The following is a 24,408-nucleotide window of genomic DNA, read 5'->3' on the forward strand; positions in this document are numbered from 1 at the left end:
ACGCCATCGAACTCTATTTACGCCCGCTTCTCCAAATCCTTTGCCGTCTCACTCAGCTCCACTTCTTTCTCATCTTTTAGCGTCCTGAATAGTACATCAACAAACGGGGTGGATACACCGTACCAGTAATTTTCATTTTTATAGTGATGCAGCACATGAGTCTTTTTCAGCCACTTCCCAAACCTCGTCTTTGGTTTCAGGGGCCGGTGGGCTACGTAATGCTTCCATTCGTATACGAAGAACATGAGGAGAATGCCTGCGCTGAAGGACAGGGTGGCTGAAATAGAGCCTGAAATAATATAGAATATGAGACTTAAAGCAAATAAGCTGGGTGCGCTGTACCAAATAGGGAGGAATAGCAGCTTAAGGTCATTTGGTTTCTTGTGGTGGTCATAGTGCAGCCTTTTGATTAATTTTAATAGGATGCTATTCTTCGGGGCCTTGATGTGAAAGACGAATCGATGGGTGAGGTACTCACTGAACATGTAGGTGACAATTCCGGTCACAAGGTATATCGGGGTGAAAAGTGACAGCTCCATTGTAAATAGGAAAACGAGAACAGTAAGAAAAATGCAAGCCATAATCAAAATGTCGACATGCAGGAAAAAGTCCCGGTAGATCCCTTTATTTTTCATGATCATCTTCTCCAGTCATTTTTAATTTCCAAAGGCTCAGGCTCTTCTCCATCATTGTTTTCGTAAGAGTCTCAGCTCCTTCCGGGTCCCCCTTCAAAACCACTTCCAATAACTCGTCATAATAGGCGCGGGAAGCCTTTCGAAGAGATGCATCTGAAAAGTATTTTACTGCCATCTTCTGATAGATTTCTTTAAAGCTGTTGAGAATAAGCAGATAGATGGGATTGGAAGACAGTTTGGCTGTGCCGACCTGCAACTGCCAATCAAATGCAGCATACGATTCAGCATCCTCTCTCAGTTCTTCTAGGTCAACAAACAGCGAAATGACTTTTATCCGGTGATGGATAACAGCGTCCCGTACATATGAGGGTGTCAAAGAGATTCTGAGTTCGAGCATATGGTTAATGAATTCATCCGGTATGTCCTCATGATGTTCGAGAATAGTGGCGATGGTCATTAAACTTCCTTGCTTCCAATAGTCATTCACTACGGCAGGGGACCCTTTCCTGATGGTGATCCACCCGTCCCGTTCCAACCGCTGCAAGGCCTCTCTTATGGTGGGCCTGCCTACATTGAAGCAGGATGCCAGTTCTCTTTCCGACTTCAGGGGCTCGTTCATGCAGCAGGTTCCATCCAATATCGATCGGACAATCTGTTTGGCGATCACTTCAGAGGCACGTTCCTTCATTGACATCTTTCCCTTCTGGTAATACCAAAATTTAGTATGGTAATACCATTATACGATGAGTAGTGAAAATTTTTTCATCTTATTTTCCGAAAAGTAAAATATTTAATCTTGAATGTGCTGGTGCCGATTAGAATAGTAGGTTGCTCCATTTCTTTTTTTGTTAACTTTAGTATAATTTAACATGTATACCATATTTGGTATGTCTGATTTCAATTTAATTAAAAAGAGGTTGTTATATGTTTTCATTACCGGAATCGCAAGACATTTACGTCCTTCATGGGGAATATTCCCTCCCGATGGTTGTGCTGTCGATTGTGATTGCATGCTGCGCTTCTTATACGTCGCTTTCCATGAACCAGAGGATGCAGCAGAACAGTTTTTTCCATAAATCATTTTGGCTTTTACTGGAATCGGTGGCGATGGGATTAGGGATCTGGTCCATGCATTTCATAGGGATGAGTGCTTTTATGCTGCCGGTTTCCATGACATACGATCTGTTTTTGACGATTGTTTCTGTCTTCCCAGCTGTGTTTGCCTCGTATTTGGCCTTTTATGTTGCCAATAGAAAAAACACAGGCCATCTTCCATCTATCATAGCCGGTCTCATCATGGGGGTTGGGATTTCGGCGATGCATTACATCGGAATGGCTGCGATGGTGATGGAAGTAGAGCATGTGTACAAACCGTGGGTACTCTTTGCCTCGGTGCTCATTGCAGTGATCGTTTCCTATGTTGCTTTGTTTATTTTCTCTACCCTGCAAAAGTATATGGGGAATCAGCTGATTAAAATAGTGACATCGATCCTGATGGGGCTTGCGATCACCAGTATGCACTACACAGGGATGGCGGCCGTCGTCTTTTATACAGAAGACGGACTGCACAGCGGTACACATGAAATGCACAGAATGGATATGCCCCTTTTCGTCGTAGTGGTGACAATCGGTATTTTTGTGCTGCTTGCAATTTCAAGTCTGGCCAGTCTGCTGGATCGTTATGTTGACTATCGATTGCATCATTTCGATGCATTGACACTCCTGCCGAACCAAAGGCAGTTTGAACAGGATCTCAAGACTTCCAAAGCAGCCGGGAGTCTCGCTATCATCCATCTCCATGACCTGGAGAAATGGATCAGCGGATACGGATATACATTTGGTGACCGCGTGATAAAAGCTGTGGGAGAAATCATTGCTGACTTAAAGATAGGTACTTCAAAGGTCTACCGGATAGAAGGAAACCGTTTTGCCATCTACCATAGCGAAGAACATGAATTTGAAAAATTGAAAGCTTCTATGGAGAGGGTCCTTTCTGAACTGAAGAAGCCTTTAGTGATCGATAACTACCGGGTCGTGATCGAAATGGTATGTGCCCTCTCTCATGGTGACAAAAAAGAGGCAAAACAACTATTATCCAATACGATGGCTGTCCTTCAGCATTCCTCGATCCGTTACCAGCACGAGGTAATCGAATATGACCCGGGCATTCATACGTATAGTTTTGAGAGACAAATTGTTCAGGATATTAATAGAGCGATAGAATCCAATGAGCTATTTATCGTTTATCAGCCGAAAGTTTGGCCAGGGACGGGGGCTGTGACGGGTGTAGAGGCGTTATTGCGCTGGAATCACCCCATGCAGGGGATGATTTCCCCTGGTGTATTCATCCCCGTTCTGGAGGAAAGCGGGAAGATATTCGAGGTGACAGACTGGGTCGTAGAGAATGTCTGCAGGCAGGTCTCCCTGTGGCTGGAGGAAGGAGTGGCGTTCAAGCAGGTCTCCATCAATATTCCGGGACCTTATGTGACCTCCTCCAGGTTATTGACTGTCTTGAATGATAATCTGAGGAAGTACGGAATCGACAGCCGCTTCATAGAACTTGAAATCACTGAAACGAGTGTCATCCATGACATTGATAACGCGATTACCGCAGTCGGACGCTTCAGGGAAATGGGGCTGTCCGTGGCACTGGATGATTTCGGGACAGGATTATCATCCTTATCGTATTTAAGGAAAATCCCGATCACAACAATCAAGATCGATAAATCTTTTGTCGACGGTGTTCCATTGTCCGAAAAGGATTCCGCTTTATTGAGGGCGATCATCACATTATGCACGTCCTTGAAGTTGAGGGTGGTCATAGAGGGAGTGGAAACGCAAGAGCAGATCGATTTTATCACTTCGATGATCGAGGCGCCTCATATCCAAGGCTATTATTTTTCGCCTCCTTTAGGGGAGCGGGAATTGGCAGGGTGGATCGCTCGACGGGAACTAGTCGGACAAGCTTAAATCGTAAGGGGCATCATTTTTTAACAGCAACTGTTGAAGGTCACGTTGGTCTTTCCTATGAATACAATGGGTTAAAAAAAGCAGAGGATGATCAAATTGCCCATATCGTTTCCAGTGAGTATAAAAACGAGGATGATCAGCAGCGGACCGAAGCAGACGGTCTATTATCCGAAAGCAGTGGAAATGCAGAATCGGGAGTTTCAACGCTTCATCAACCGTACCATTGTCCATGAAACCCAAAAGCTGATTCAAGAGCAGACCGGCAATATGCCGACGAGTGTCGAGGAGATGCTGGGGTCATTTGAAATCAAGAACAACCAGCGCGAGGTATTGAGTCTATCACTCTCCAACTATACGTATCATTACCAGGCAGCGCACGGGCTGACGATCATCAAGTCGCTGACATTCGATCTCGAGAAAGAAAAGCGTTGCAGTCTGAAGGATTTATTCAAGCCCGGAAGCGATTATGTGAAGAGGATCTCGGACCTGGTCGCCCAGCAGATCAAACAGAGGGACGTTCCGCTTCTTGGCGAGTTTACGGGCATCCGTCCCGACCAGGACTTTTACATCGCCGACAAGGTGCTTGTGATCTATTTTCAACTCTATGAAATCACGCCATATGTCTTCGGATTCCCGATGTTTCCGATCTCTGTGTATGATCTGCAGGACATCATCGAGGAAAGCGGGCCGCTTGGAAGAATGGCAGTCAATAATTAAGCCGTGGAGGTATGCTCCACGGCTGTTTTTTTAGATTAAAAGATTGAAATCAACTTGGTCACGGCAAGGACAGCGAATAAAAGAATGCATGCAGCGAAAACGATATTCGCCAATAGGCTGTTTCGATAGTCCTTCTCCACCTTTTTCGAATTCAACAGCCATATCAAGCTGAATGACAAGAATGGCATGAACAAAGCACCCAGCGCGCCGTATAAGATGATCAGCTGAACCGGTTTCCCGAAAAATAGCAGAATCATAGGCGGGAATGTGAGCCACGCGAGGAACAGGCGGTATGCCGGGTCCTTTTCCGTTACAGGGCGATCCGTCTTTTTTCTGACAACCCGTACGAAATCAGCAAATAGATAAGGGACGCCGTTCCATACACCGAGCAGCGATGAAAATGCCGCCGACCAGAAACCGATCAGGAACATCCAGGAAATGAATCCCCCGTATTTATCCCCGAGCAGGCCCGTCAGTTTGATCAAGCCTTGTTCACCTTCAATTTCTACGCCTGTCCCATATAAAAATTGGCTCCCGACAATAAGCAGGGCGAGCGTGAAGATGGCCGTCATAGTGTAGGCTGCCTTGGAATCGAGACGCATCGTCGGGATCCATTCCTTGCCGCTCCATCCTTTCTCCTTCAGCCAATAGCCGTATGAGGTCATCGTGATCGTTCCGCCGACTCCTCCCACCAAGCCGAGGGCAAGCAGGAATGATCCTTCAGGGATGGTCGGGACAAAGCCTTTCATGAAATCACCGAGGGCAGGCAGGAATAAAAGGGCAGACCCGACGACGGTGACGAACATCAATCCGATCAGAAACATCATGACCTTTTCAAAAAGCAGATAGCGTCCTGTCCATACGAGCAGGAAACCGGCGATGGCATGAATGGCGGCCCACGCCCAAAAAGGCATGACCGGAAACATGGTGGTCATGGCAAGCGCACAAGCGGAGGCTGCGGCAGCCCCGTAGACAAACCCCCAGATGACAGCATAAATACCGAAGTACCCTGTCGCCCATTTCCCCATCTCCTGCCAGCCTTCAAGAATCGTTTTCCCGGTGGCAAGGTGCCAGCGTCCGACCCCTTCATTGAGGAAATGCTTCAGGATTGAACCGACTACAATCGCCCAGACAAACACCAGTCCGAAACCCGCGCCGGCCACCAGGGCAGCAACGAGATCCCCCGTACCGACCCCGGTTGCTGCTGCAACGAATCCAGGACCGATCAGGGCGGCCCGTTTTTTGAAAGATTTAGGTGCTGATACATGTGTGTTCACTTCAAGTGACATCGTTTTGCTCCTTTCTTGATGTAAGCGACTACATTTTTATGTACGGAAAGCAACCATGTAGTAGAAAACAACTTTATGTACAAAAAATTTAGAATATTAACACTTTACTATGGTAAACGTTTTTGTACAATCGTTTCAACCCATTTTTCTGGTAATTAAGGCATAGGTCTGATTGTACCCTGGGTCTTAGTCCTCCTATTATTCTTTTGGAATAGATCATATTAACCAACCGGCATCACACAAAAAGCCGAACAGCATCATGTTCGGCTTACCCACTCGGGAATCCACTCTAGCACCATACGATTATTTTATAAGGCGTGGTCTGGGCGGGGATGCTCATAGTGGCAGGACCATATTGAACGATCAGATTCCGGTTGGCCGGACTATTTGTGAAAAGCTGCCCATTTCTTAAAAGGATCTGGGTATAGGGTGAGATATTCAGTTTTAAAAGACCGTCACTGCTCACCAATTGAGAATTGAAAAAATCAACTTTTACATTCTGAGCCGAATTTTCCTTGACTATGATCAGTGGCCGATATTGAGGCGGGTAGATAAGCGGGACAGGGGCATTTCCATCATAATATCCCGTCACTCTGTCACCCACTGCGACCATCTCTTGATCGACAAAATAAGTAGACGGTTCCACCACAAAGTTGACGTTTGCACCTGTATCATCCACTACCGATATCAGTTTATAGCAGCCTTCTCCTTCCCCATTCTGCCCAATCAAAAAATCACTGATCGTGGTGATCGTTCCTTGAAAAAAATAGAAATTGACCATGCGCACTCCTCCAAAATGAAGTTAAGGTACTTTCAATTTCAAGGTAATCCTTATGCTTATTGGAGGATGAAAAGAACAAGTAATTCTTTAATTGGGGTCTGTTCAGGATGAAGGTATGAGCCAGGCAAGGGACATCATAAACATAAGATGTAAAAAACAGTAAACGGATTGGAGGTTAGCGAATTGTATAGTATGTATCCGTATCGAACCAGCCCGCAAGTACCTTCCAATGGACCAATGCAAGTGGTTGTAGTGGAGCCTTATGTATATGCTGCTTTAAAAAGTCTTATCGGGAAAAGAGTGGTCATTGATACTTCACGGGGCTCAGTAAGCGGTACAGTAGCTGATGCAAAACCTGATCACGTAGTGGTTCAAGAGCATGATTCTTCATTCTTTGTACGGATTTGTGAAATTGTTTGGATTATGCCGGAAAACTGAAGCGTTTATTTAACCATTTATAAAAAAGTGTCTGCAGCTTGTGCTCAGACACTTTTTATATTTTAAGCCTGCGGGTCGATTGATTTAACAATCTTTTCACAGATTTCATGGGTGATGAGGGAATCCTCGATCGAAGGGTCCGGCTCCTTACTGCGCTCGACACAGTCGATAAAGTGATCGGCTAGTTGGTAGAATCCCCGCTTGTAGAGGGTCGGTTCCCAGTCACCGAACTTTGTCAGGCTGATTTCTTTGTTGTGAAAATGAGTTGTTTCAACAAGGCTGTTGACGACATATTTGTGATGTCCGGTATGATACTCGATGGTTTCTTCTGTAACCCCGCCATTTCGATTCATGATGCCGATTGCGGTGCAGCCGTCGCCGAGCAGCTGGATGACCAGGTGCTGGAGCTCATCCCCATCCTTCAGGCATTCCACTTTCACATCTCGGACATCCGTATCCATCAGGAAGCGGAGCGTATCGACTACGTGAATGAAGTCTTCGACCACAAATCTCCTTACATGCTCAGGGGATGCGAACCGATTTTTCTGCATCAAGATCAAGCTTGCTTTCCCATGTTCCTTCAGCTCATTCACCCGTGGAATGAATCTTCGGTTGAAGCCGACCATCGCGACCTTGTTTTTTTCTTTGGCCAGATTGACGATTCTTTCGGTTTCGTGGATCTTCATCGAGATCGGTTTGTCGATATAGACATGAATTCCATTTTCAAGGAGCTTCTCCGCTATTTCAAAGTGGGCTTTTGTTGCCGTGCTGATAAAGGCAGCGTCTATTTCTTTCGTGATCAGTTCGTCTATTGACTGAACTTTCTCCTCGATTCGATACTTCTTTGCCAGAGTCTTCAGTGTCTCTGTATTACGTGTACATAGGACAAGCTCGATTCCTTCCTTTTCGGATAGAACGGGCAAGTATGCTTTTTTTGCGATATCGCCTAAACCGATAATGGCCAGTTTCATCAGAATGCCTCCTGTCTGTTTTCTCAATACGCTGAATAATGAGGGGTTAACTGCGTGTCGTTCGTATAAAAGCCTCTAAATCAGTCAAAGATGATGACAGCAATGATAAGTAGGTGTGTATATGTATTTACTATTGGTGATCGTGGTATGGATTCTGTTTGCGTATAAATTTGTTGATTGGTCACAGTGGAGAAAACAGTATCCGACACTGTTATTTTTCATGCTGGTCAATTTTGCATACAATTATTTTTATTATGACCATACTCTCTGGGCCTTCAGGGGTGTCACCGCAGAGTGGCTGAATCATTCCATCATCAACACGGCGTTTACCTTTTTTATCTGTCCCGTCGGACTCACGATCTATCTGCAGCGATTTCCGAAAAAGAGGAACAGCCAGCTTCTCTATATCTTTATATGGGCAGGTTTTTATACGGTCATTCAGACCCTTTTCGCTCAGAAGGGCATGTATGTGTACGATAACGGTTGGAATGGCTGGTGGAATATCCCGTTGAACCTTGTTCTGTTCAGTGTACTGTATCTGCATTACAGGAATCCACTGAGAGCCATTGGTGTTTCGATTTTGCTTATTGTCATATTTTACCTATTATTCCCATTCCCTTTGGAAAGTTTAAAATAATCGGGGGCGTGACGTCATGTTAATCCAAAATGTTCTTTCAGTACCAGTCTTTTTAATCTTATTATTCGCCACGTACATCGTGATGTGGATGTATTTAAAGAGAAAAGCCGTAAATAAAGGGAAGGAAAAAGAGTAGACGGGATCTTACCCCAGCACATAAGCAAACCATTTGATGAAAGAATCTCTCTTTCATCTTTTTTTATTTAAGGATAGGATTCTGCTGGTTTTTCCAAAAAATTCTATATATTGTGATAAAATAGGAAAAAAAGGAGTGACCTTTCATGAAGAAGGACCTCGAAGCCCGTAACCGTCCGAGGGCTTGTGCGGCGATCATCAAAGACGATCATATCCTCATGGTGAAAATGAAGCGTGGGGATAAAGTATGGTGGTCGCTTCCAGGCGGCGGTGTGGAAGAAGGGGAAAGTTTCGAAGATACCGTGGTGAGGGAAGTGAAGGAAGAGGTAAACCTTTCTGTGAAGATTGGCCGGCACTTATTTACATATGACTACAGTGCGGGGGAATGCCGTGTCTTTTCAGCTGTACTTACTGGTTCCCACGTGCCGGAGCTTGGATATGACCCTGAATATGCCGGGGATGAACAAAAGCTGCAAGAAGTGAAATGGTGGCCAATCGAGGGAATGAAGGATGACCTGGAAGTCTCCAGGGTCATCGAACAGATGAACATCATGACGACATAGATTTCCAGAGAATCTGACTGACTCCCATGATTCAGTCAGGTTTTTTTTGTATTCCCTCTTTAGTGTATTAACGCATCGAGGGACGGGCCTTTGTTGTATAGGGGTTGTACAAGTGTTTAGATTCATTGTTCTAATAGATGCCTTTATTTACAGGGGTTTGGCTGCTTTTGCACGTTTACTAAAGGTTATTTGTAGCCATTCACATTCAATATATGTATAATAATTGTATAACTTTTGTGCGATTGGGAGGTCTTGTGAATGGGAAAGCGGATTATCGTGGTTGGAGCGGGCCCGGGCGGCTTGGCGGCCGCCATGCTTCTGGCCAGTAAGGGATATGATGTGAAGGTGTATGAAAAGCAGGATTATATAGGCGGCCGGAATGCCGAGATCCGCATGGGAGATTACAAGTTCGATATGGGTCCGACATTTCTATCGATGTTTCATATTGTCGAAGAATTATTTTCCGCTGCGAATAGAAATGCGTCGGATTATATGGAGGCAGTCGAACTCAAGTCCATGTATGAACTGATCTTCGAGAACCGCAAGTTGCTCATGTCACGGGATCGGGAGCGAATGAAGCAGGAAATCGAAACCCATTATCCGGGCAATGGGGAAGGGTACGAACGCTTCATGAAGGAAACGGGGAAGAAAATGGAGGCGCTGAGCCCGGTCCTGCAATCGAAGATGGACCGCTTCATGCATTATTTCCAGCCCAAGGTGCTTCAGGCACTTCCGGAGCTTGAACTCGGCCGCTCCCTTTACGATGTTCTGTCGCGTTATTTTACGGAAGAAGAACTGAAGCTCGCCTTTACGTTCCAATCCAAGTATCTCGGAATGTCACCGTGGGAATGTCCCGGAGCCTTCTCCATCCTTTCCTACATGGAACATGCGTATGGTGTATTTCATCCGATCGGAGGGGTGAACCAGCTTTCAAAGGCGATGGCACAGGTGACAGAGGAACATGGCGGTAAGGTCCATACCGGGTGCGGGGTGAAGAGCCTGTGGATTGAAGGAAAAAAGGTAAGGGGTGTCCATCTTGAAGACGGCCGGAGCGTGGAGGCGGAAGAAGTCATCATCAACAGCGATTTCGCCCATGCGATGACGAATCTCGTCGATGGAAAGCAACTGAAGAAGTATACGCCGGAAAAACTCGCGAAAAAGAAATATTCGTGTTCGACCTTCATGCTGTACCTCGGTCTCGACACGATTTACGAGGATATGCCTCATCACACGATCGCTTTTTCAAAAGACTACAAAAAGAACGTCGAGGAAATCACGAAAGATAAGATCCTCTCAGAAGATTCCTCCCTTTACATCCAAAATGCAAGCGTGACCGACCCTACCCTTGCTCCGGAAGGGAAGTCCACACTTTATATATTGGCACCTGTGCCGAATAATTTCAGCGGAATCGATTGGGAAAAGGAAAAAGAAACATTCCGTCAGCTCATCCTGAAAACGGTCGAAGAAAAAACAGGATTCAAGAATATTGAAGAGCATATCGAGGTGGAAAAAATGATCACGCCAAAGAACTGGGAACAGGATCTCTATGTCTATCAGGGAGCCACATTCAATTTGGGGCATCAGCTCTCCCAGATGATGGTGTTCAGGCCGCATAACCGCTTCGAGGAACTGGAATCCTGCTGGCTCGTAGGCGGCGGGACCCACCCCGGAAGCGGGCTCCCGACAATCCTTGAATCGGCCAGAATCACAGCCAACGGTATCCTGGAACAGGATATGCAGGGCACCATCCCTGTATCTCCTCTTCCTGTTATGGAGGGATTCTAATGAATACAGCGATTATCGGAGGCGGCATCGGCGGGCTGATGAGTGCGCTTCTTTTATCGAAGCAGGGTGTGGACGTGACCATTTATGAAAAAGAAGCGCGCCTTGGCGGAAGATTGGCGTTCGTTGAAAGGGACGGTTACCGGATCGACCAGGGGCCGACCATCGTCCTCCTGCCCGAAATGTTTCAGGCACTGCTGGAAGAAACGGGGATTTCCCGGGACAGATATGAGCTGCTCTTGTGCGATCCCCTCTACTCTCTTGAATTTCCAGACGGTTTAAGATTCACCAAATACCCTGATCAAGACCGTCATCTGGAAGAAATGAAAAGGGTCTTTCCCCGTGAAGTGAATGGGTTTGAACAATTTTTAAAAGAAGGAAACGAACGATTTCAAACCGGCAAGAAATCGTTTCTGGAAGAGTCTTTCGTCAATCCCTTTGATTTCTGGAAGCCGAGCAATCTGATATCGCTTCTCAAACTCAAACCCTATCAATCTGTCAAAACCTTGATGTCCGGCTACTTCCAAGATGAGCGGCTGCAGACAATCTATGCCCTTCAGTCCCTCTATATCGGGGGTAATCCGTTTCAGTCTCCTGCCATGTATTCGCTCGTTTCCTTCGCCGAACATCAATACGGGATCCATTATCTGAAGGGCGGGTACGCAAGCCTTGTCCCGCTTTTGGAAGAAGAGCTCAGAAGACGGAATGTAACGATCCATCTCAATTGTGAGGTGACGGATATCCCGAGACAGGGCAAGAAGGTAAACGGCGTGAGGACAAAGGATGGTCTGCAATCATATGATTCTATCGTGTTCAATGGAGACTTCCCGGGATTGGATCCGTTGATCAAGCGGAAGCACACCAGGGAGTATGAACCTTCCTCGGGATGTGTGCTGCTTTATTTTGGCTTGAATAAGGTGTATGACGATGTCAATGTTCATCACTATGTGATGGGGGATAGCTTTTCAGAACATATGAGGGATGTGTTTGATGAAAAGAAGATTCCGGATGATCCCGCCATTTATACGTTTCATCCGTCCAAGATAGATGACAGCCTGGCACCAGAGGGGAAAGCCGTGCTGTATGCGCTCGTACCGGTCCCTTCTGACACGGATATCGATTGGAAAAATGAGAAAGAGTGGACGGATGGGCTGATTGACCGCCTGGAAACACGTGCCTTTCCGGGGCTCCGTGAAGCGATCGAATGGATGGAAATCAGGTCCCCTCAGGATGCAAAGCAATTCGGACTTCACAAAGGCGGGAGCTTCGGTGTAGCACCCACCCTCTTTCAATCAGGCGTATTCAGGCCACAGGTCAAACCGTATCGCATTGACAACCTGTACGCTGTCGGTGCCTCCATCCATCCGGGAGGCGGCATCCCGCTGGTCATGCAGGGAGCAAAGCTGTTAGCCGATCAACTGCTTACCGATCAAAAAGATCCAGCGATAAAAGGAGTGAATGTCCATGTATAGTGTAAAACAAGCGTATAAACATTGTGAAAACATCATATCGCACCATTCCAAAACCTTTTATAAAGCCTTTTCCATGCTGCCTAAAAACGAACGCAACGCTGTATGGGCCGTCTATTCCTTTTGCCGGAAAGTGGATGATATCGTGGATGAGGGAAGTAACCCCGAAGCGGAACTTGCCCGGTTCAAAGCGGAATTCGAGCAGTTTTTAAAAGGCGGTTATGACTCTTCGGATCCGTCCTGGCTTGCACTAGGTGATGTGTTTGAACGCTATGATATGAACGAACAGGCCTTTCATGGCTTGATCAAGGGGCAGGAAATGGATTTGACCATCAACCGTTATGAAACCCTTGATGAGCTGCTGGATTATTCCTATCATGTTGCGAGCACGGTTGGATTGATGCTTCTGCCTATTCTGGCTCCGGGGAAGACGGAGGTTCTGGAAGAAAGTGGTGTGTCGCTTGGTCTGGCTATGCAGCTCACCAATATTCTGCGGGACATCAGTGAGGACCTGGAGCGCGACCGTATCTATCTGCCCCGGGAAATCATGAAGCGTCATGGTGTAACGGAAGGATCGCTCCGAGCCGGGATCGTCGATGCTTCCTTCATCGATATGTGGGAAGAAATCGCCGGGCATGCTGAGTATTACTATGGGGAAGCGTTCAAGACGATGAAAGAATACCCGCTTTCATCACGGATCCCGGTGAAGGGTGCCGCCTTTTTGTATCGTGAAATTCTCCCGACAATCCGTTCGAAGGAGTACGCTGTGTTTGATGAAAAGCATTATGTAAGTGATGAAATGAAGAGAGAGATTGTGGTTGGTTTAAGCTCACTTTGATGATGGAAGTGGGCTTTTTTTGTTGTTGTGTGGAATGATGGGGCGGTTATGGTCCAGCCTGGTTCTTGTGTGGTGAAACTCACCTTGGTTAGGCGGGGTTTTTTTTCGGCAAATGGCTTGAATATAAGGAACTTGGCTTGCATAGTTGGATTTTTGCACGATTATCATGAAAAAGTGGATTGAATCACAATTCAACCCAGCTACTGAATCTTTCATCGAGGGTATGATGGGTGTGGCCGGGGGTATCGGGAAGGATCTATGTGCGGATTTCTGATTTTAAGGGCGAAATTTTCGATATATGTGCGAAATTTTCATTTTAAGAGCGATATTTCAAATATAAGAGCGAACTACCGATTTTCCGACAATATTCGTTTGGAGCATACCCGTGTGTGTATATAAAAATAGAATACCAATCCAATCTCCATCCCAACTCCATAAAAAAAGACGGATGAAGCAGGTCGAAGCGGAGCAGTATAACACCGCAGGTATGCCATATAATAAAAAAACGAGACAGGATGTCGCCTGGCTTCATCTCTCGCTCCTCATTTATACAAGAAGGAAATTATTGATGTAAACGAAAGGAAAGAAGCAGCTTCCGATAAACAATTCTTTAAAAATGAACTGCAGGGAAGTACAATAGGACTTATATGACATGCACCTATGATGAAGGAGAAAATATATGGCTGAAAATTTATTATTGGCATTCGGTTTAACATTGATGGCAGGACTTGCAACCGGGATCGGAAGCTGTCTTGCGTTCTTTGCTTCGACCACGAATACGAAGTTCCTGTCGATATCGCTCGGTTTTTCCGCCGGGGTGATGATTTATGTGTCGATGATTGAGATTTTTGTGAAAGCGCAGGATGCACTTGTATCTGCAATGGGAGTCACCCAGGGGAACTGGCTGACGGTCGCAGGCTTTTTTGGGGGGATCCTCTTGATTGCGATGATCGATAAGTTGATCCCGAAGCAGGGGAATCCCCATGAATTGAAGAAAGTCGAAGATATGAACGAGCCGGGGAACGCGAAGCTTCTGAAGATGGGTACGTTCACGGCGCTCGCCATTGCGATCCATAACTTCCCTGAAGGAATCGCCACGTTCACATCCGCCCTGCAGGACCCATCGCTCGGGATCGCCATTGCGGTCGCTATCGCGATCCATAACATCCCGGAAGGCATCGCGGTGTCCGTTCCGGTTTATTTTGCAACGGGGGATAAGAAAAAGGCATTCAGGCTTTCTTTCTTATCTGGTTTATCGGAGCCGGTCGGTGCGGTCGTGGCCTACCTGCTCTTGATGCCTTACTTGAACGATATCATGTTCGGAATCATCTTTGCAGCCGTTGCCGGGATCATGGTATTCATCTCTCTGGATGAGCTTTTGCCGGCTGCGAAACAGTATGATGAAGCCCATCTATCCATTTACGGGACGATTGCCGGAATGGCGGTTATGGCAGTCAGTTTATTATTATTTATTTAAAAAGAAAGACGCAGGGGCATGCTCCTGCGTCTTTTGTCATTCCTTAAATGGCCGGAGTACACGGATGAATTCCTTCGAGGCATGTGAAACATACCTGCCTCTTTTGGTGATGATCCTTAGGTTCCAGGGAATGGGTGGCGCCGTTATCGGAATGGCTTTAACTTGCTGCTGGTTCACTTTATTCTTGATGGAATGAGGTAGGATGGAAATGCCCAGATTCTCTCCGATCATCCCGGAAATGAAGTCCCATTGAGAGCTTTCATAAGCGATGGAAGGAGTAAATCCTGCATTTAAGCATTCTTCAATAATCCGGCCATGCAGGGCGAAGTATTCACTGAAAAGAATGAATGGTTCCGCTTGGAGCTCCTTCATATCAATTTTTTCCCGTTGTTGGATGTAAGTGAAATTGCGGACTACGCTATGTTCTTGTCCAGCGGAAAATCAAAAAGTGTGACCGGCCAGGCGATTGTCATCGACGGCGGTTATACGGCTCAATAACGTTCATGTAGCGCTCTCGCTTGCATCAGCAGGCGGGAGTTTTTTTGTGGTGAGGCAGCGTAGCACTATTTTTTATACCAAGGGGCATTTCCGGTTTTGAACTGAATAGCCCAATAGGAACGAATGATTTCACTCATAAAGTCCATACTACTATTATCATTCAATACGAAAAAATGTATGGAGGATATGCCCATGCCCGAAAAACCGGCTTTAACTTCTTCAGAACTAGGTGTTTTGTGGATTACCTATCAGCAAAAAACAATGACCCAAAGGATGCTTGAGCACTTCATCAAACATGCTGATGATGTTGAGGCAAAGACCATCCTGGAAAATTCATATAAAGACTTCAGGCATTATCCAGATAAAATAAAGGACATGTTTCAACAAGAAGGTGCAGTGGCGCCGATAGGTTTTACCGAGGAAGATGTGAATCTGGATGCTCCTAAATTATATGAAAATGGATTTGATATCACGTTTATCCGCATGCTCAAAGAAATCAGTATGGGGATGCATACGTTAAATATTACGATGTCCTATCGGAAAGACGTGATTGAACTTTTTCATGAGATGACCGCCATTACTCAGAAACATTATGCAATCTGTACAAACTATCTGCTTGAAAAAGGCTTGCTATGCCGTGCTCCTTATGTCCCGATGCCAAAGTCAGTAGAATATATAAACAATAAAAATTATTTAGGCGGCCTCACCCCTTTTTCCAAGACACGCCACTTGAACACCGTGGAATTGGCCAATTTGTATCACGGAGTGGAAGCAAATATATCTGGAATCATTATGATCGATGGCTTCGCTCAAGTAGCCCAGGAAAAAGATGCACGAAAGTTCTTCGAAAGAGGCAGTAAAATCGCGAAGGACATCGTTCATGATCTGAGTGAAGTGATGATGAACAGCAAACTTCAGGTCCCTGTTGCGGCAAATGGGAATGTTACAAATTCAACCACCGCTCCCTTCTCGGATAAATTGATGATGTATTGTGTCAGTTTGTTCTGCAGTTTTTCTATCGGCAGCGGTTCGATTGGAACGGCTTTCTGTTTGCGCAATGATTTGCCTGCTAAAATGGTCGTGATCATGGAAGATATTTTCAGCTATGGCCATGAAGGTGCAAAGATCATGATTAAACATGGCTGGTTGGAAGAACCGCCTCAGACTTGAAACAGAGACACCCGGGAGGAATTTCGGGTGTCTATTTTATTTCTCCAAATACCCGATCCATTGCTTGTGATCAAAAATTTTGTGAGATTAATAGGATTCCAGAGTGTTTCGTAGAATACTCATACTATAAGACAAGGTCAGGAGGGTACATATGAAACGATTATCGGCTGCTGAAACGGCGTTTTCTTCGGTGCAATGGCTGTTTTTTATCTTTGCCAATACAGTAGTGGTCCCTATTTCAGTAGGGATGGCATTCGAGCTGCCTGCTCATGAAATCGCCGTGATCCTCCGGAGTTCACTCATCTTCACCGGGATTGCCTGCATGCTGCAAGGGCTGATTGGACATAAGTACCCGCTGATGGAAGGTCATTCAGGGGTCATGTGGGGAGTCGTGCTCAATCTGGCCGCAGCGGCACCGGCACTCGGGATGGACCTGTCATCAATAGGGGGCGGAATAGCGACCGGGATGCTGCTTTCTGGTGCAGCGGTCGTGGTGTTATGGGCATTTGGACTTCTGTCTTTGATTCAAAGGATTTTTACGCCGATGGTGATGAGCGTCTATTTATTTTTACTGACCTTTCAGTTGATCTTTATCTTTTTTAAAGGGATGCTGACCATTTCAGAGGATGGAAGATTGGTGCTGCCGGTCAGCTTGTTTTCAATTTCCATTGCCATTCTCGTCAGTCTGTTGAAAATCAAGGGGACTCCCTTTCTAAGTAATTTCTCGATTTTGATCGGGATGATGGCGGGGTGGATCGGCTATCTTCTGTTATTTCCCTCAGCACCTGAGGGAAGTGCAGCGAGCGGGGGTTCTTTTTTTATTTTGTTTCCTTTCGGGTCACCGAACCTGAATGCAGGAATCGTCTTCATCACCTTTTTGGCAAGCTTGATGAACCTTAGTAATACGCTTGCTTCCGTGCAGGCTGCATCCCAGCTTTTTAAAGAATCGCCATCTGAGAAGAGGTATAACCGGTCATATGTATTATCAGGCCTGTATTCAATTGTCGGTGCATTATCCGGTCTGGTGTCCTATGCTCCCTTCGCTTCTTCGATCGGATTCCTGGAAAGCACGAGGATCTTCTATTTACGGCCGTTTCTTATCGGCGGGGCCCTAATGTCTCTTTTAGGGATTATACCTTTCCTGGGGGGCATTCTGGCCACTCTGCCGATCACTATCGGCAACGCTGTCCTGTTTACAGCATACCTGCAGCTATTTGGCACATCACTGAAGAGCCTGCAGGGAAGGGTTTTTAATTCTGTGACCATTTACCGGCTTGCTGCTCCGGTACTTGTGGGCATCTCCATCATGAATATGGACCCCCGTTTATTCACCAGCCTGCCGGTCTTTGTTCAGCCGATTGTGTCCAATGGCTTCATCGTGGGCGTCCTCGTCTCGATTGCTTTGGAAAAGATGGTGAATTGGGAAAAGGAAGAAGAACTGAATCGAACAGAGTCGGTGTGAAGAGGGGAGGGGGGCTGTGCATTCCTTTAAGCCTAAGGTGATTAATCTCTTTTACTTAAAAAAATGTCCCGGTCAGAAACATTCCTGACCGGAGCATATGGATTATTCTTGCGACAAAATCCCTTCTTTCCCCAGTACTGCTTCTATACCGAGTCGTCCTTCATCCAGAACGGATTTCTTCCATTCTTTGCTTAAGGGGTAGAACATCTCTCGGAACTCTGCAAGGATCCACTCTCGATCTTCAGGATTTACCGCGCCTTCCCAGTAGAGATGGTTCTCAAGGACGATGGTCATGAATTCCCTGAGTTCTGCCTTTTTTCCTGTTCCGAATGTGCCGAATTCGAAGAGGGCAGAGAATAAATAATTTGTCGGATATTGTTCGTTCTTCAGTTTATGAAAGTGGTTGGTTGAATCTCCTTTTACTTTTTTAGGTGTAAATTTCTGGATGTTTTTCAAGTCGTATTTTGCTTTTAATTCCTCTTCCCTTCGTCCATCTTCAGAGGATACGACCATGGTGATCTCGTTGGAAGGGCCAAGAGCCGTGTGCCAATCCATATGGATGACGCGGGGATAGTCGGATAATAGCTGGTTTTGTATCTTTTTCAGGAAGATTGCCGTTTCTTCCTCTTTTTCTCCTCCATAATAGACGCCGCGTTCAAACTGAAACTGTCCCATCCCTTTGGCTTCCTTGATGGCGCTGTAGCCTTCTTCGGCAAGAGCCTTGACCAGCTGTGCCTGCAGCTTCATTTTTTCTTTTGTTAAGTCCTTAATCTTCCCGTGAGGAAGGAATAGCTCACTTTCTCTTTCATAGTACGTATTCACGTCCTCAGGTACCGCAGAGCGGTTATATAAGTAATTTCGATTCAAATCGACATTATTTTCGGTCACCCGCCTGAAGTTTCTCATCCCCCACGGGTTAAGGGCATGTATAAAACAGATCCCAGTCGTGGCAGGATCGACGCGGTCTAAGTATTCATCTACAAACAGATGAATCATGGCAGCTCCTGCATACCCCTCGATACCATGTTCACCTGTAGTAAAGAATAAGACTTGCTCGTTTCTTTCCGTCGCTTGGGATGTAATCATATCGATTGTATTATCTTCTTCTTTTCCAATCGAAGTAGTGGTAAGCTCCGCATTCGGCCATTTTTCCTTGATGATTTGCAGGTGACTGCGGAAGGTATTCCTCGATTGTTCATAATCTGCTGGAAAGTAGCTTTTTTGTTCATTCATCCGTCATCATCCTCATCTATGTTATATTTTTTGTTTTAATGATCTCTTTTCCTTTTATTTCACTCATCCGTTTCTCTTCAACTTTTTCCCGTTTTCATTTTTCATAAACGACCGCCTGCACTTATTACCATTTTTTTCAATTGAAGATTGGTAGTTTAGTAGAATCTCATAGTCCTATTTTTCATCCATATTATGGTTGTTTACAAATTTGTATACTTGTATACACTTACGTACACAATTGTAGACAAAAATGTATACAAGTATACAAAGTCGTGTACATGTTGATATACAAGGATGTGTACATAATGGTATACAACGATACACAAATGTATACAAATATGCTTAACATTACAGTTGTGTGATAGAGTTAAAAGTAGGATTGACCGGAGACGAGAAGTGATTTAATCTTTGATTAAGAGTTTAAATTTTTTGATAAATTTTTACTTATATATGAAAGGATGATTTTTTTGACGAACTCTCGAATTGCTGCAATTGATGTAGGTAACGATTCTCTAAAAGGTATATTTGGAAAGCTGGATAGTGAGCTGAATATCCCAAACGTGATTGCAAGAGATATTGAAGATCGTCCGATTATCGGAATCGAGGAGTTGGATAAGCAAGACCCTCTAGACGGCATACATATTCGTGTCCACTCCCCTGCCCTTCAGGATAATAATGCAATTTACCGTGTGGGAAATTTGGCAACGAAAAGCAATAACTCTACTGAATTGGATCCGGGCAGCAGTAAATCAGAAGAAGATCAAACGCTGATCATGCTATTTGCTTCTTTAGCTTTGGATGCAGCTGAACAGGATTCTATTTTTAAAAAGAATAATAATGTCATAGAAGCAAACTACACACTTGGTACGGGTCTTCCGCTACGTGAAGTAAAAGAAGGTAAGGATGTTGGATACCGTTCGAAGCTTCTTGGATCTGTGCACCAGGTGGAATTCCTTGTGACACCGCGCCATCAAGGAATCAAAGTGAACATCAAGTTTGAAGAAGTGAAAGTATATCCAGAAGGATTCGCAGCCTTCATCAATTTAGTGATGGACAATAACGGGAACATCATCAATAAAGATCTGATTGACAAGCGCATCCTGATTCAGGATATCGGAGGTCTTTCAACCGATATCGCTGTGATCAAGAATCGTAAAGTGGATGATGACAAGGCGCAGGGATTCAATCTCGGTGTGTCTGAATCACTTGAATTGATCCGTGAAGAAATCCGTTCGAAATACGGCATCGAGCTCGACAGCCGCCGTGACGTTGTGGAAATCATCACGAAGAAAAACGACCGCAATCATATCATGGTCAAAGGAAGCCGTACAAGTGTACATGAGATTGTCGACCGCATTCTCGTTGAGCTTGCCAAGAAGCAGTATCGTCACCTTCGCAATATGTGGCAGAAAAATTCCCAAACGGAAATCTGCTACTTCATCGGCGGCGGTTCAAGCGTGCTGAAGGAATATATCAAAACGCTAAACAACAATCTTGACGGCTACAACATCGACTTCTTCGAAGACGAAAATGAAAGCATCTGGATGATGGCCAATGCGTATTACAAACTAATCGCTGATTTCTCAAGAAAGAATCAACAGCAGAATCAAAAGAAAGAAGACGAGAAAAAGTTAGCGAAAACCAAATAGGGTGATTGTATGAAAGAAAAGGGGATGTCAAGGGGGCAGCCGATCACATTCCGCCTCCCCTCCGATACACCTGATCATATTTTGAAGCATCTGCAGAAGCTCAAGGAAACTGAGAAGCGCAATTTTTCGAGTAAGATTGCAGAGCTTGTCGTAAACGGGATCAATGAGTCTGTCTCAAAGCAGCGTGAAGCAATAACCATCCCGCTTCCAAGGGCACTCGACAAATCCCAGCGCGACTGGCTGAAGCATGAACACTCGGAGGCATTACTCGGCAGCATCGTCTATCAGTTATTGACGAATCCTGTCCGGACCGCTTCCCTGCTTACCCCGCTCAACAACAGTGCAATGGATATCGATGAAGCACTGTATCTTCAGGAGGAGACTGCGGCAAGTAAGGACTCTTCCCGTGAATGGTCGCTCGATTCAGTTATCGGGGAGGACGAACAGGAGCCGGAAGTGGAAGAACGATCACATTCCACAGATGAAGACCTGGATGACTTTGATTGGGAAAGTGCCATGAAGTCACGGCAGCCCGAAGAAAATGAAGAACCGAAGGAAGAAAGCATGGAAGACTTGCTCGGTGACTTCCTTTCACAGATGAATAAATAATCGAAGGCCAAATCAAAGGCCCGTCCCTCGCTGCTTTAAAGCGGTGAAGGACGGGCCTTTTTTTAGTGTTCATGGGATGTGTGGGCATCTTTTTCATCGGGATCCTGCTTTTTCAGGAAGAAATGTTCTCCTGCAAAAATGAACATCATAAATACGATTGATACACCGACTACTAGCAGGTCAGCCTGCGCTTTTACCCAAATGAATGCTCCAAGGACAATGGCATCGAGAATAAGGGCAGTGAGGACGATCACAGGGTTGGCATTCACTTTGCCTCGCAGATGCTTGTAGACACCCCAATGGACCATCATATCCATGACCAGATAGAGAATGGCACCCATGGAAGCAATTCTGCTTAAATCAAAGAAGATGGTCAATACCATCGCGGCAACAATGGTGTAGACTAGGGTGTGCTTTTGGATCCTTCCCGGCATGCCGAAGTGCTTATGCGGAATCAATTTCATATCCGTCAGCATGGCGAGCATGCGGGAAACGGCAAATACACTCGCGATGATCCCTGTGATGGTCGCAATGATGGCGATAATGACGGTAAACCACAGTCCTGCACCGCCAAATGCCGGCCGGGCAGCTTCAGCGAGCGCATAATCCTTCGCTTTGATGATTTCAGTCAGGGATAAATTACTTGAAACGGCCCATGCCAGCAGCAAGTAAACAACCAGACTAATTAAAATAGAAATCGTAATCGCTCTTCCGACATTCTTTTTTGGCTTCTTGATTTCCGAACCGCTATTGGTGATCGTCGTAAAGCCTTTAAAGGACAGGATCGTCAAGGCGACAGCTGCGATATAGCTTGCCATGGAAGGATCAGGAGGGTTCGCTCCACCTTCTGAAGGCTGAAATGTGAATCCAACCACCCATAATCCGGCAATCGCGAAAATGGCCAAACCTGCAATCTTGATGAGGGAAGCGATACCGGTGAAGGTTTGGATGAAGCTGTTTCCTGAAATGTTCACAAGGAACGCAAACGTCAATAAACCCACACCCAATAAGGGAATGAGATAATCAGGCTGCTCCCCGTTTACCAGCTGCAGTGTATAGGTACCGAATGTCCTTGCCACAAGGCTTTGATTGATGACCATCGAAAAAGCCATCAACAACGCAGCAGAAGCAGTCAGTGTCCCCTTCCCGTACGCTTTCACTAAAAACATACCTATTCCGCCTGCTGAAGGATACTCGTTGCTCATTTTCACATAGGAATATGCACTGAAGCCGGTCACCATTCCCCCGGCAATAAATATAAGCGGAAACCAGGCGCCTGAAAGCTCTGCCACCTGGCCGAGCAGTGCGAATATCCCTGCACTGATCATCACACCGGTGCCGAGTCCGACGGCACCCGTAAGTGAGATACTATCTTTTTTGTAATCTGAATCTGACATTTTTCCACCTCACAAGCTAGAATTTCACGTGTATGTATCTTGTATACCCATGGAGTATGCAATTAAAATGCAGAAATCGTTGTGTGTTATAGTCTGAGGGTATAAATACAGAAAAGGAGTGATATTGAATGCCGGTCAAGATAAAACGAGCATACGAAGAAAAATCGGAACAGGACGGGGTCCGCGTCCTTGTCGACAGACTATGGCCGCGGGGTAAATCGAAGGAAAACCTAAGCATCGATCACTGGATGAAACAAGTGGCCCCCTCATCCGAATTGCGCAAATGGTTCGATCATGATCCTGAGAAATTTAATGAGTTTAAAGAGAAATATAAAGATGAATTGAATAATGATGAAGACAAACAAGAAGCCTTGGAAGGGTTGAAGAGGATCGTGCAGGAAGAGAATAAAGAAGTAAGCCTGATCTATGGAGCAAAGGATGAAAAGCATAACCATGCCATTGTTTTAAAGGAGATCCTTGATCGTCAGCAGGTGTAGGGGATGGGTAATTTGCAGGCTTTGCGATAAGCGGTGAATTTTTGTAAGGAATAATTGATCAGAGTTGTTCAACGAAGGGGATGTTAATAAAGTGATGTGATCGATAACAATAAAGTTTATTAGATAATAAGAAGCTTGTTTCGATAGTAAAAATGATCTTTAAAAACTTTTTGATAATAAAATTGCCGATATCGATAATAATCTTTTAAAATTCGATAATAAAACTTCAATTCTCGCTAATAAATCAAAAAATGATTTTCGTAAGTCAGTTTTTTCATTGAAATTGATACCTTTTTAACTTAATAATCTTTTAAGGATCTTAGGAAAGATTGAGAATCCAAGAAAATCTTGATGTTCAAGGTGAATTATTTGTATAAATGCTCTTATTTTCATGTTGTTCGATAAGCTGTAGATTAGAGTGCAAAACGAAGACTCCTGCCGGAAAAGCGAAGCTGGGGAGACCCCATAGGCGAATGTCGAGGAGGCTCCCAGCCCGCCCGCGGAAAGCGAAGTCCTTCACGAAAATCAACGGCGTTAGTAGAACTCTTTAACACAGTTTCCACAGCTGCTCATACCTCCTCAACTCATCAAAACACCCCTGAAACAAAAATCATTTAAATGTAATCAATTTGTCTTAATTGACTAGTATCTCCACCTCCAACACGTAAAAATCCTTGAGAATCCAGCTCTCCACTCGTTACAAATCCAGCACATCGATTTAAAACATGTATAAAAAATGCCAGTTATTTTCAAGTATTATCCAGCATGGGTTTTAGGTTGGATGAATCGAGGTATACACGTTGTAAACCGCATAACAAATCGTAGTGAAATGGATCTTTGACAGCGTCTGACTGAAGTGAATTTTGAATCAGACAACTTCCATTATGAGAGGAGTGAAAGAGTGAGTATTCAAAAGAGTACTGACAGTTCCAGTCTCGCTGAAGTAATTGACAGGATTTTGGATAAAGGAATTGTGATCGATGCCTTTGCAAGGGTTTCCCTTGTGGGGATTGAAATTCTTACAGTCGAAGCAAGAGTGGTCATTGCAAGTGTGGATACGTGGCTGCGCTATGCTGAAGCAGTCGGACTCCTCCGCGATGAGGTTGAAGAAGAAGGTCTTGCAAGACAGGAAAATGAAAGAAACTCACAATTCAGCATCTAACAATTGAAATTACCAACAATTTTTTAAAT

At 45.1% G+C, this 24,408-nt stretch carries 23 protein-coding genes and 1 pseudogene; 16 read left to right on the forward strand and 8 right to left on the reverse strand.

What is annotated here, in order from left to right; genetic code table 11:
- Positions 1–17 precede the first annotated feature (17 nt).
- Together ACXAFV_RS02255 and ACXAFV_RS02260 are read right to left on the reverse strand one after the other, a co-directional pair.
- Positions 18–635: a sterol desaturase family protein gene (locus ACXAFV_RS02255; protein WP_475124153.1), complete on the reverse strand. Its 618-nt coding sequence runs from the start codon at positions 633–635 to the stop codon at positions 18–20.
- A complete protein-coding gene (locus ACXAFV_RS02260; RefSeq protein WP_475124155.1) occupies positions 625–1,329 on the reverse strand; it encodes a GntR family transcriptional regulator in 705 nt (234 codons plus the stop codon). Before ACXAFV_RS02260 ends, ACXAFV_RS02255 begins: the two co-directional genes overlap by 11 nt.
- A 230-nt stretch (positions 1,330–1,559) precedes the next feature.
- Here ACXAFV_RS02260 and ACXAFV_RS02265 point away from each other — a divergent pair, with 230 nt between their 5' ends.
- Entirely contained in the window at positions 1,560–3,605 is a 2,046-nt protein-coding gene (locus ACXAFV_RS02265) for a putative bifunctional diguanylate cyclase/phosphodiesterase (RefSeq protein ID WP_475124157.1), read from the forward strand.
- 96 nt (positions 3,606–3,701) lie between these two features.
- Positions 3,702–4,322, forward strand: a complete 621-nt coding sequence (locus ACXAFV_RS02270) for a DUF3298 and DUF4163 domain-containing protein (RefSeq protein WP_475124159.1) — start codon at positions 3,702–3,704, stop codon at positions 4,320–4,322.
- A 35-nt stretch (positions 4,323–4,357) separates the two neighbouring features.
- Here the strand turns inward: ACXAFV_RS02270 and ACXAFV_RS02275 are convergent, their stop codons facing one another.
- Together ACXAFV_RS02275 and ACXAFV_RS02280 are read right to left on the reverse strand one after the other, a co-directional pair.
- Positions 4,358–5,611, reverse strand: coding sequence for an Nramp family divalent metal transporter (locus ACXAFV_RS02275; RefSeq protein ID WP_475124161.1), 1,254 nt, complete (start codon positions 5,609–5,611; stop codon positions 4,358–4,360).
- Positions 5,612–5,900: 289 nt separating this feature from the next.
- Positions 5,901–6,392: a hypothetical protein gene (locus ACXAFV_RS02280; RefSeq protein ID WP_475124162.1), complete on the reverse strand. Its 492-nt coding sequence runs from the start codon at positions 6,390–6,392 to the stop codon at positions 5,901–5,903.
- Positions 6,393–6,584: 192 nt separating this feature from the next.
- On the opposite strand from ACXAFV_RS02280, the gene ACXAFV_RS02285 reads away from it, so the two are divergent.
- Positions 6,585–6,830 (forward strand): YuzF family protein, encoded by a 246-nt coding sequence (locus ACXAFV_RS02285; protein ID WP_475126042.1) that lies wholly within the window; start codon positions 6,585–6,587, stop codon positions 6,828–6,830.
- A gap of 62 nt (positions 6,831–6,892) precedes the next feature.
- Here ACXAFV_RS02285 and ACXAFV_RS02290 read toward each other — a convergent pair whose 3' ends face one another.
- Positions 6,893–7,801 carry a Gfo/Idh/MocA family protein gene (locus ACXAFV_RS02290; protein WP_475124164.1) on the reverse strand — a complete coding sequence of 303 codons (909 nt, stop codon included), beginning with the start codon at positions 7,799–7,801 and terminating at the stop codon, positions 6,893–6,895.
- Between the two features lie 121 nt (positions 7,802–7,922).
- On the opposite strand from ACXAFV_RS02290, the gene ACXAFV_RS02295 reads away from it, so the two are divergent.
- The 6 genes from ACXAFV_RS02295 to zupT all read left to right on the forward strand — a co-directional run bounded on the left by ACXAFV_RS02295 (position 7,923) and on the right by zupT (position 14,702).
- Complete coding sequence (locus tag ACXAFV_RS02295; protein WP_475124166.1) at positions 7,923–8,438, forward strand: CBO0543 family protein; 516 nt, start codon at positions 7,923–7,925, stop codon at positions 8,436–8,438.
- Positions 8,439–8,719: 281 nt separating this feature from the next.
- Positions 8,720–9,136 (forward strand): NUDIX domain-containing protein, encoded by a 417-nt coding sequence (locus ACXAFV_RS02300; protein WP_475124167.1) that lies wholly within the window; start codon positions 8,720–8,722, stop codon positions 9,134–9,136.
- Positions 9,137–9,394: 258 nt separating this feature from the next.
- Positions 9,395–10,921: a phytoene desaturase family protein gene (locus ACXAFV_RS02305; protein ID WP_475124169.1), complete on the forward strand. Its 1,527-nt coding sequence runs from the start codon at positions 9,395–9,397 to the stop codon at positions 10,919–10,921.
- Positions 10,921–12,390, forward strand: coding sequence for a phytoene desaturase family protein (locus ACXAFV_RS02310; RefSeq protein WP_475124171.1), 1,470 nt, complete (start codon positions 10,921–10,923; stop codon positions 12,388–12,390). The genes ACXAFV_RS02305 and ACXAFV_RS02310 overlap by 1 nt, the downstream gene beginning before the upstream one ends.
- Positions 12,383–13,225, forward strand: coding sequence for a phytoene/squalene synthase family protein (locus ACXAFV_RS02315; RefSeq protein WP_475124172.1), 843 nt, complete (start codon positions 12,383–12,385; stop codon positions 13,223–13,225). Before ACXAFV_RS02310 ends, ACXAFV_RS02315 begins: the two co-directional genes overlap by 8 nt.
- A 679-nt stretch (positions 13,226–13,904) precedes the next feature.
- Complete coding sequence (gene zupT, locus ACXAFV_RS02320) at positions 13,905–14,702, forward strand: zinc transporter ZupT (RefSeq protein ID WP_475124174.1); 798 nt, start codon at positions 13,905–13,907, stop codon at positions 14,700–14,702.
- 36 nt (positions 14,703–14,738) lie between these two features.
- Here zupT and ACXAFV_RS02325 read toward each other — a convergent pair whose 3' ends face one another.
- On the reverse strand, positions 14,739–15,074 hold the full coding sequence (locus tag ACXAFV_RS02325) for a LysR substrate-binding domain-containing protein (RefSeq protein WP_475124176.1): 336 nt from the start codon (positions 15,072–15,074) through the stop codon (positions 14,739–14,741).
- Between the two features lie 15 nt (positions 15,075–15,089).
- Here ACXAFV_RS02325 and ACXAFV_RS02330 point away from each other — a divergent pair.
- From ACXAFV_RS02330 to ACXAFV_RS02340, 3 genes and pseudogenes are all read left to right on the forward strand, one after another.
- A pseudogene (locus ACXAFV_RS02330) lies at positions 15,090–15,200 on the forward strand (SDR family oxidoreductase); the annotation flags it as partial.
- A 192-nt stretch (positions 15,201–15,392) separates the two neighbouring features.
- Positions 15,393–16,370 carry a DUF3231 family protein gene (locus tag ACXAFV_RS02335; protein ID WP_475124177.1) on the forward strand — a complete coding sequence of 326 codons (978 nt, stop codon included), beginning with the start codon at positions 15,393–15,395 and terminating at the stop codon, positions 16,368–16,370.
- 151 nt (positions 16,371–16,521) lie between these two features.
- Positions 16,522–17,832, forward strand: coding sequence for a uracil/xanthine transporter (locus tag ACXAFV_RS02340; protein WP_475124178.1), 1,311 nt, complete (start codon positions 16,522–16,524; stop codon positions 17,830–17,832).
- 102 nt (positions 17,833–17,934) lie between these two features.
- Here the strand turns inward: ACXAFV_RS02340 and ACXAFV_RS02345 are convergent, their stop codons facing one another.
- The gene (locus ACXAFV_RS02345) at positions 17,935–19,065 is read right to left on the reverse strand and encodes a M14 family metallopeptidase (RefSeq protein ID WP_475124179.1); all 1,131 of its coding nucleotides are present in this window, start codon (positions 19,063–19,065) and stop codon (positions 17,935–17,937) included.
- Positions 19,066–19,532: 467 nt separating this feature from the next.
- On the opposite strand from ACXAFV_RS02345, the gene ACXAFV_RS02350 reads away from it, so the two are divergent.
- Both ACXAFV_RS02350 and ACXAFV_RS02355 read left to right on the forward strand, forming a co-directional pair.
- Entirely contained in the window at positions 19,533–20,714 is a 1,182-nt protein-coding gene (locus tag ACXAFV_RS02350) for an Alp7A family actin-like protein (RefSeq protein WP_475124181.1), read from the forward strand.
- A 9-nt stretch (positions 20,715–20,723) separates the two neighbouring features.
- Complete coding sequence (locus ACXAFV_RS02355; RefSeq protein WP_475124182.1) at positions 20,724–21,323, forward strand: hypothetical protein; 600 nt, start codon at positions 20,724–20,726, stop codon at positions 21,321–21,323.
- A gap of 62 nt (positions 21,324–21,385) precedes the next feature.
- Here ACXAFV_RS02355 and ACXAFV_RS02360 read toward each other — a convergent pair whose 3' ends face one another.
- Complete coding sequence (locus ACXAFV_RS02360) at positions 21,386–22,720, reverse strand: APC family permease (RefSeq protein WP_475124184.1); 1,335 nt, start codon at positions 22,718–22,720, stop codon at positions 21,386–21,388.
- A 128-nt stretch (positions 22,721–22,848) separates the two neighbouring features.
- Between ACXAFV_RS02360 and ACXAFV_RS02365 the strand changes: the two genes are divergently transcribed.
- Both ACXAFV_RS02365 and gvpA read left to right on the forward strand, forming a co-directional pair.
- Positions 22,849–23,217: a DUF488 domain-containing protein gene (locus tag ACXAFV_RS02365; protein ID WP_475124185.1), complete on the forward strand. Its 369-nt coding sequence runs from the start codon at positions 22,849–22,851 to the stop codon at positions 23,215–23,217.
- 901 nt (positions 23,218–24,118) lie between these two features.
- Entirely contained in the window at positions 24,119–24,379 is a 261-nt protein-coding gene (gene gvpA, locus ACXAFV_RS02370) for a gas vesicle structural protein GvpA (protein ID WP_475124186.1), read from the forward strand.
- Positions 24,380–24,408 lie beyond the last annotated feature (29 nt).

This window comes from Rossellomorea sp. ABR4_012 (assembly GCF_056159545.1).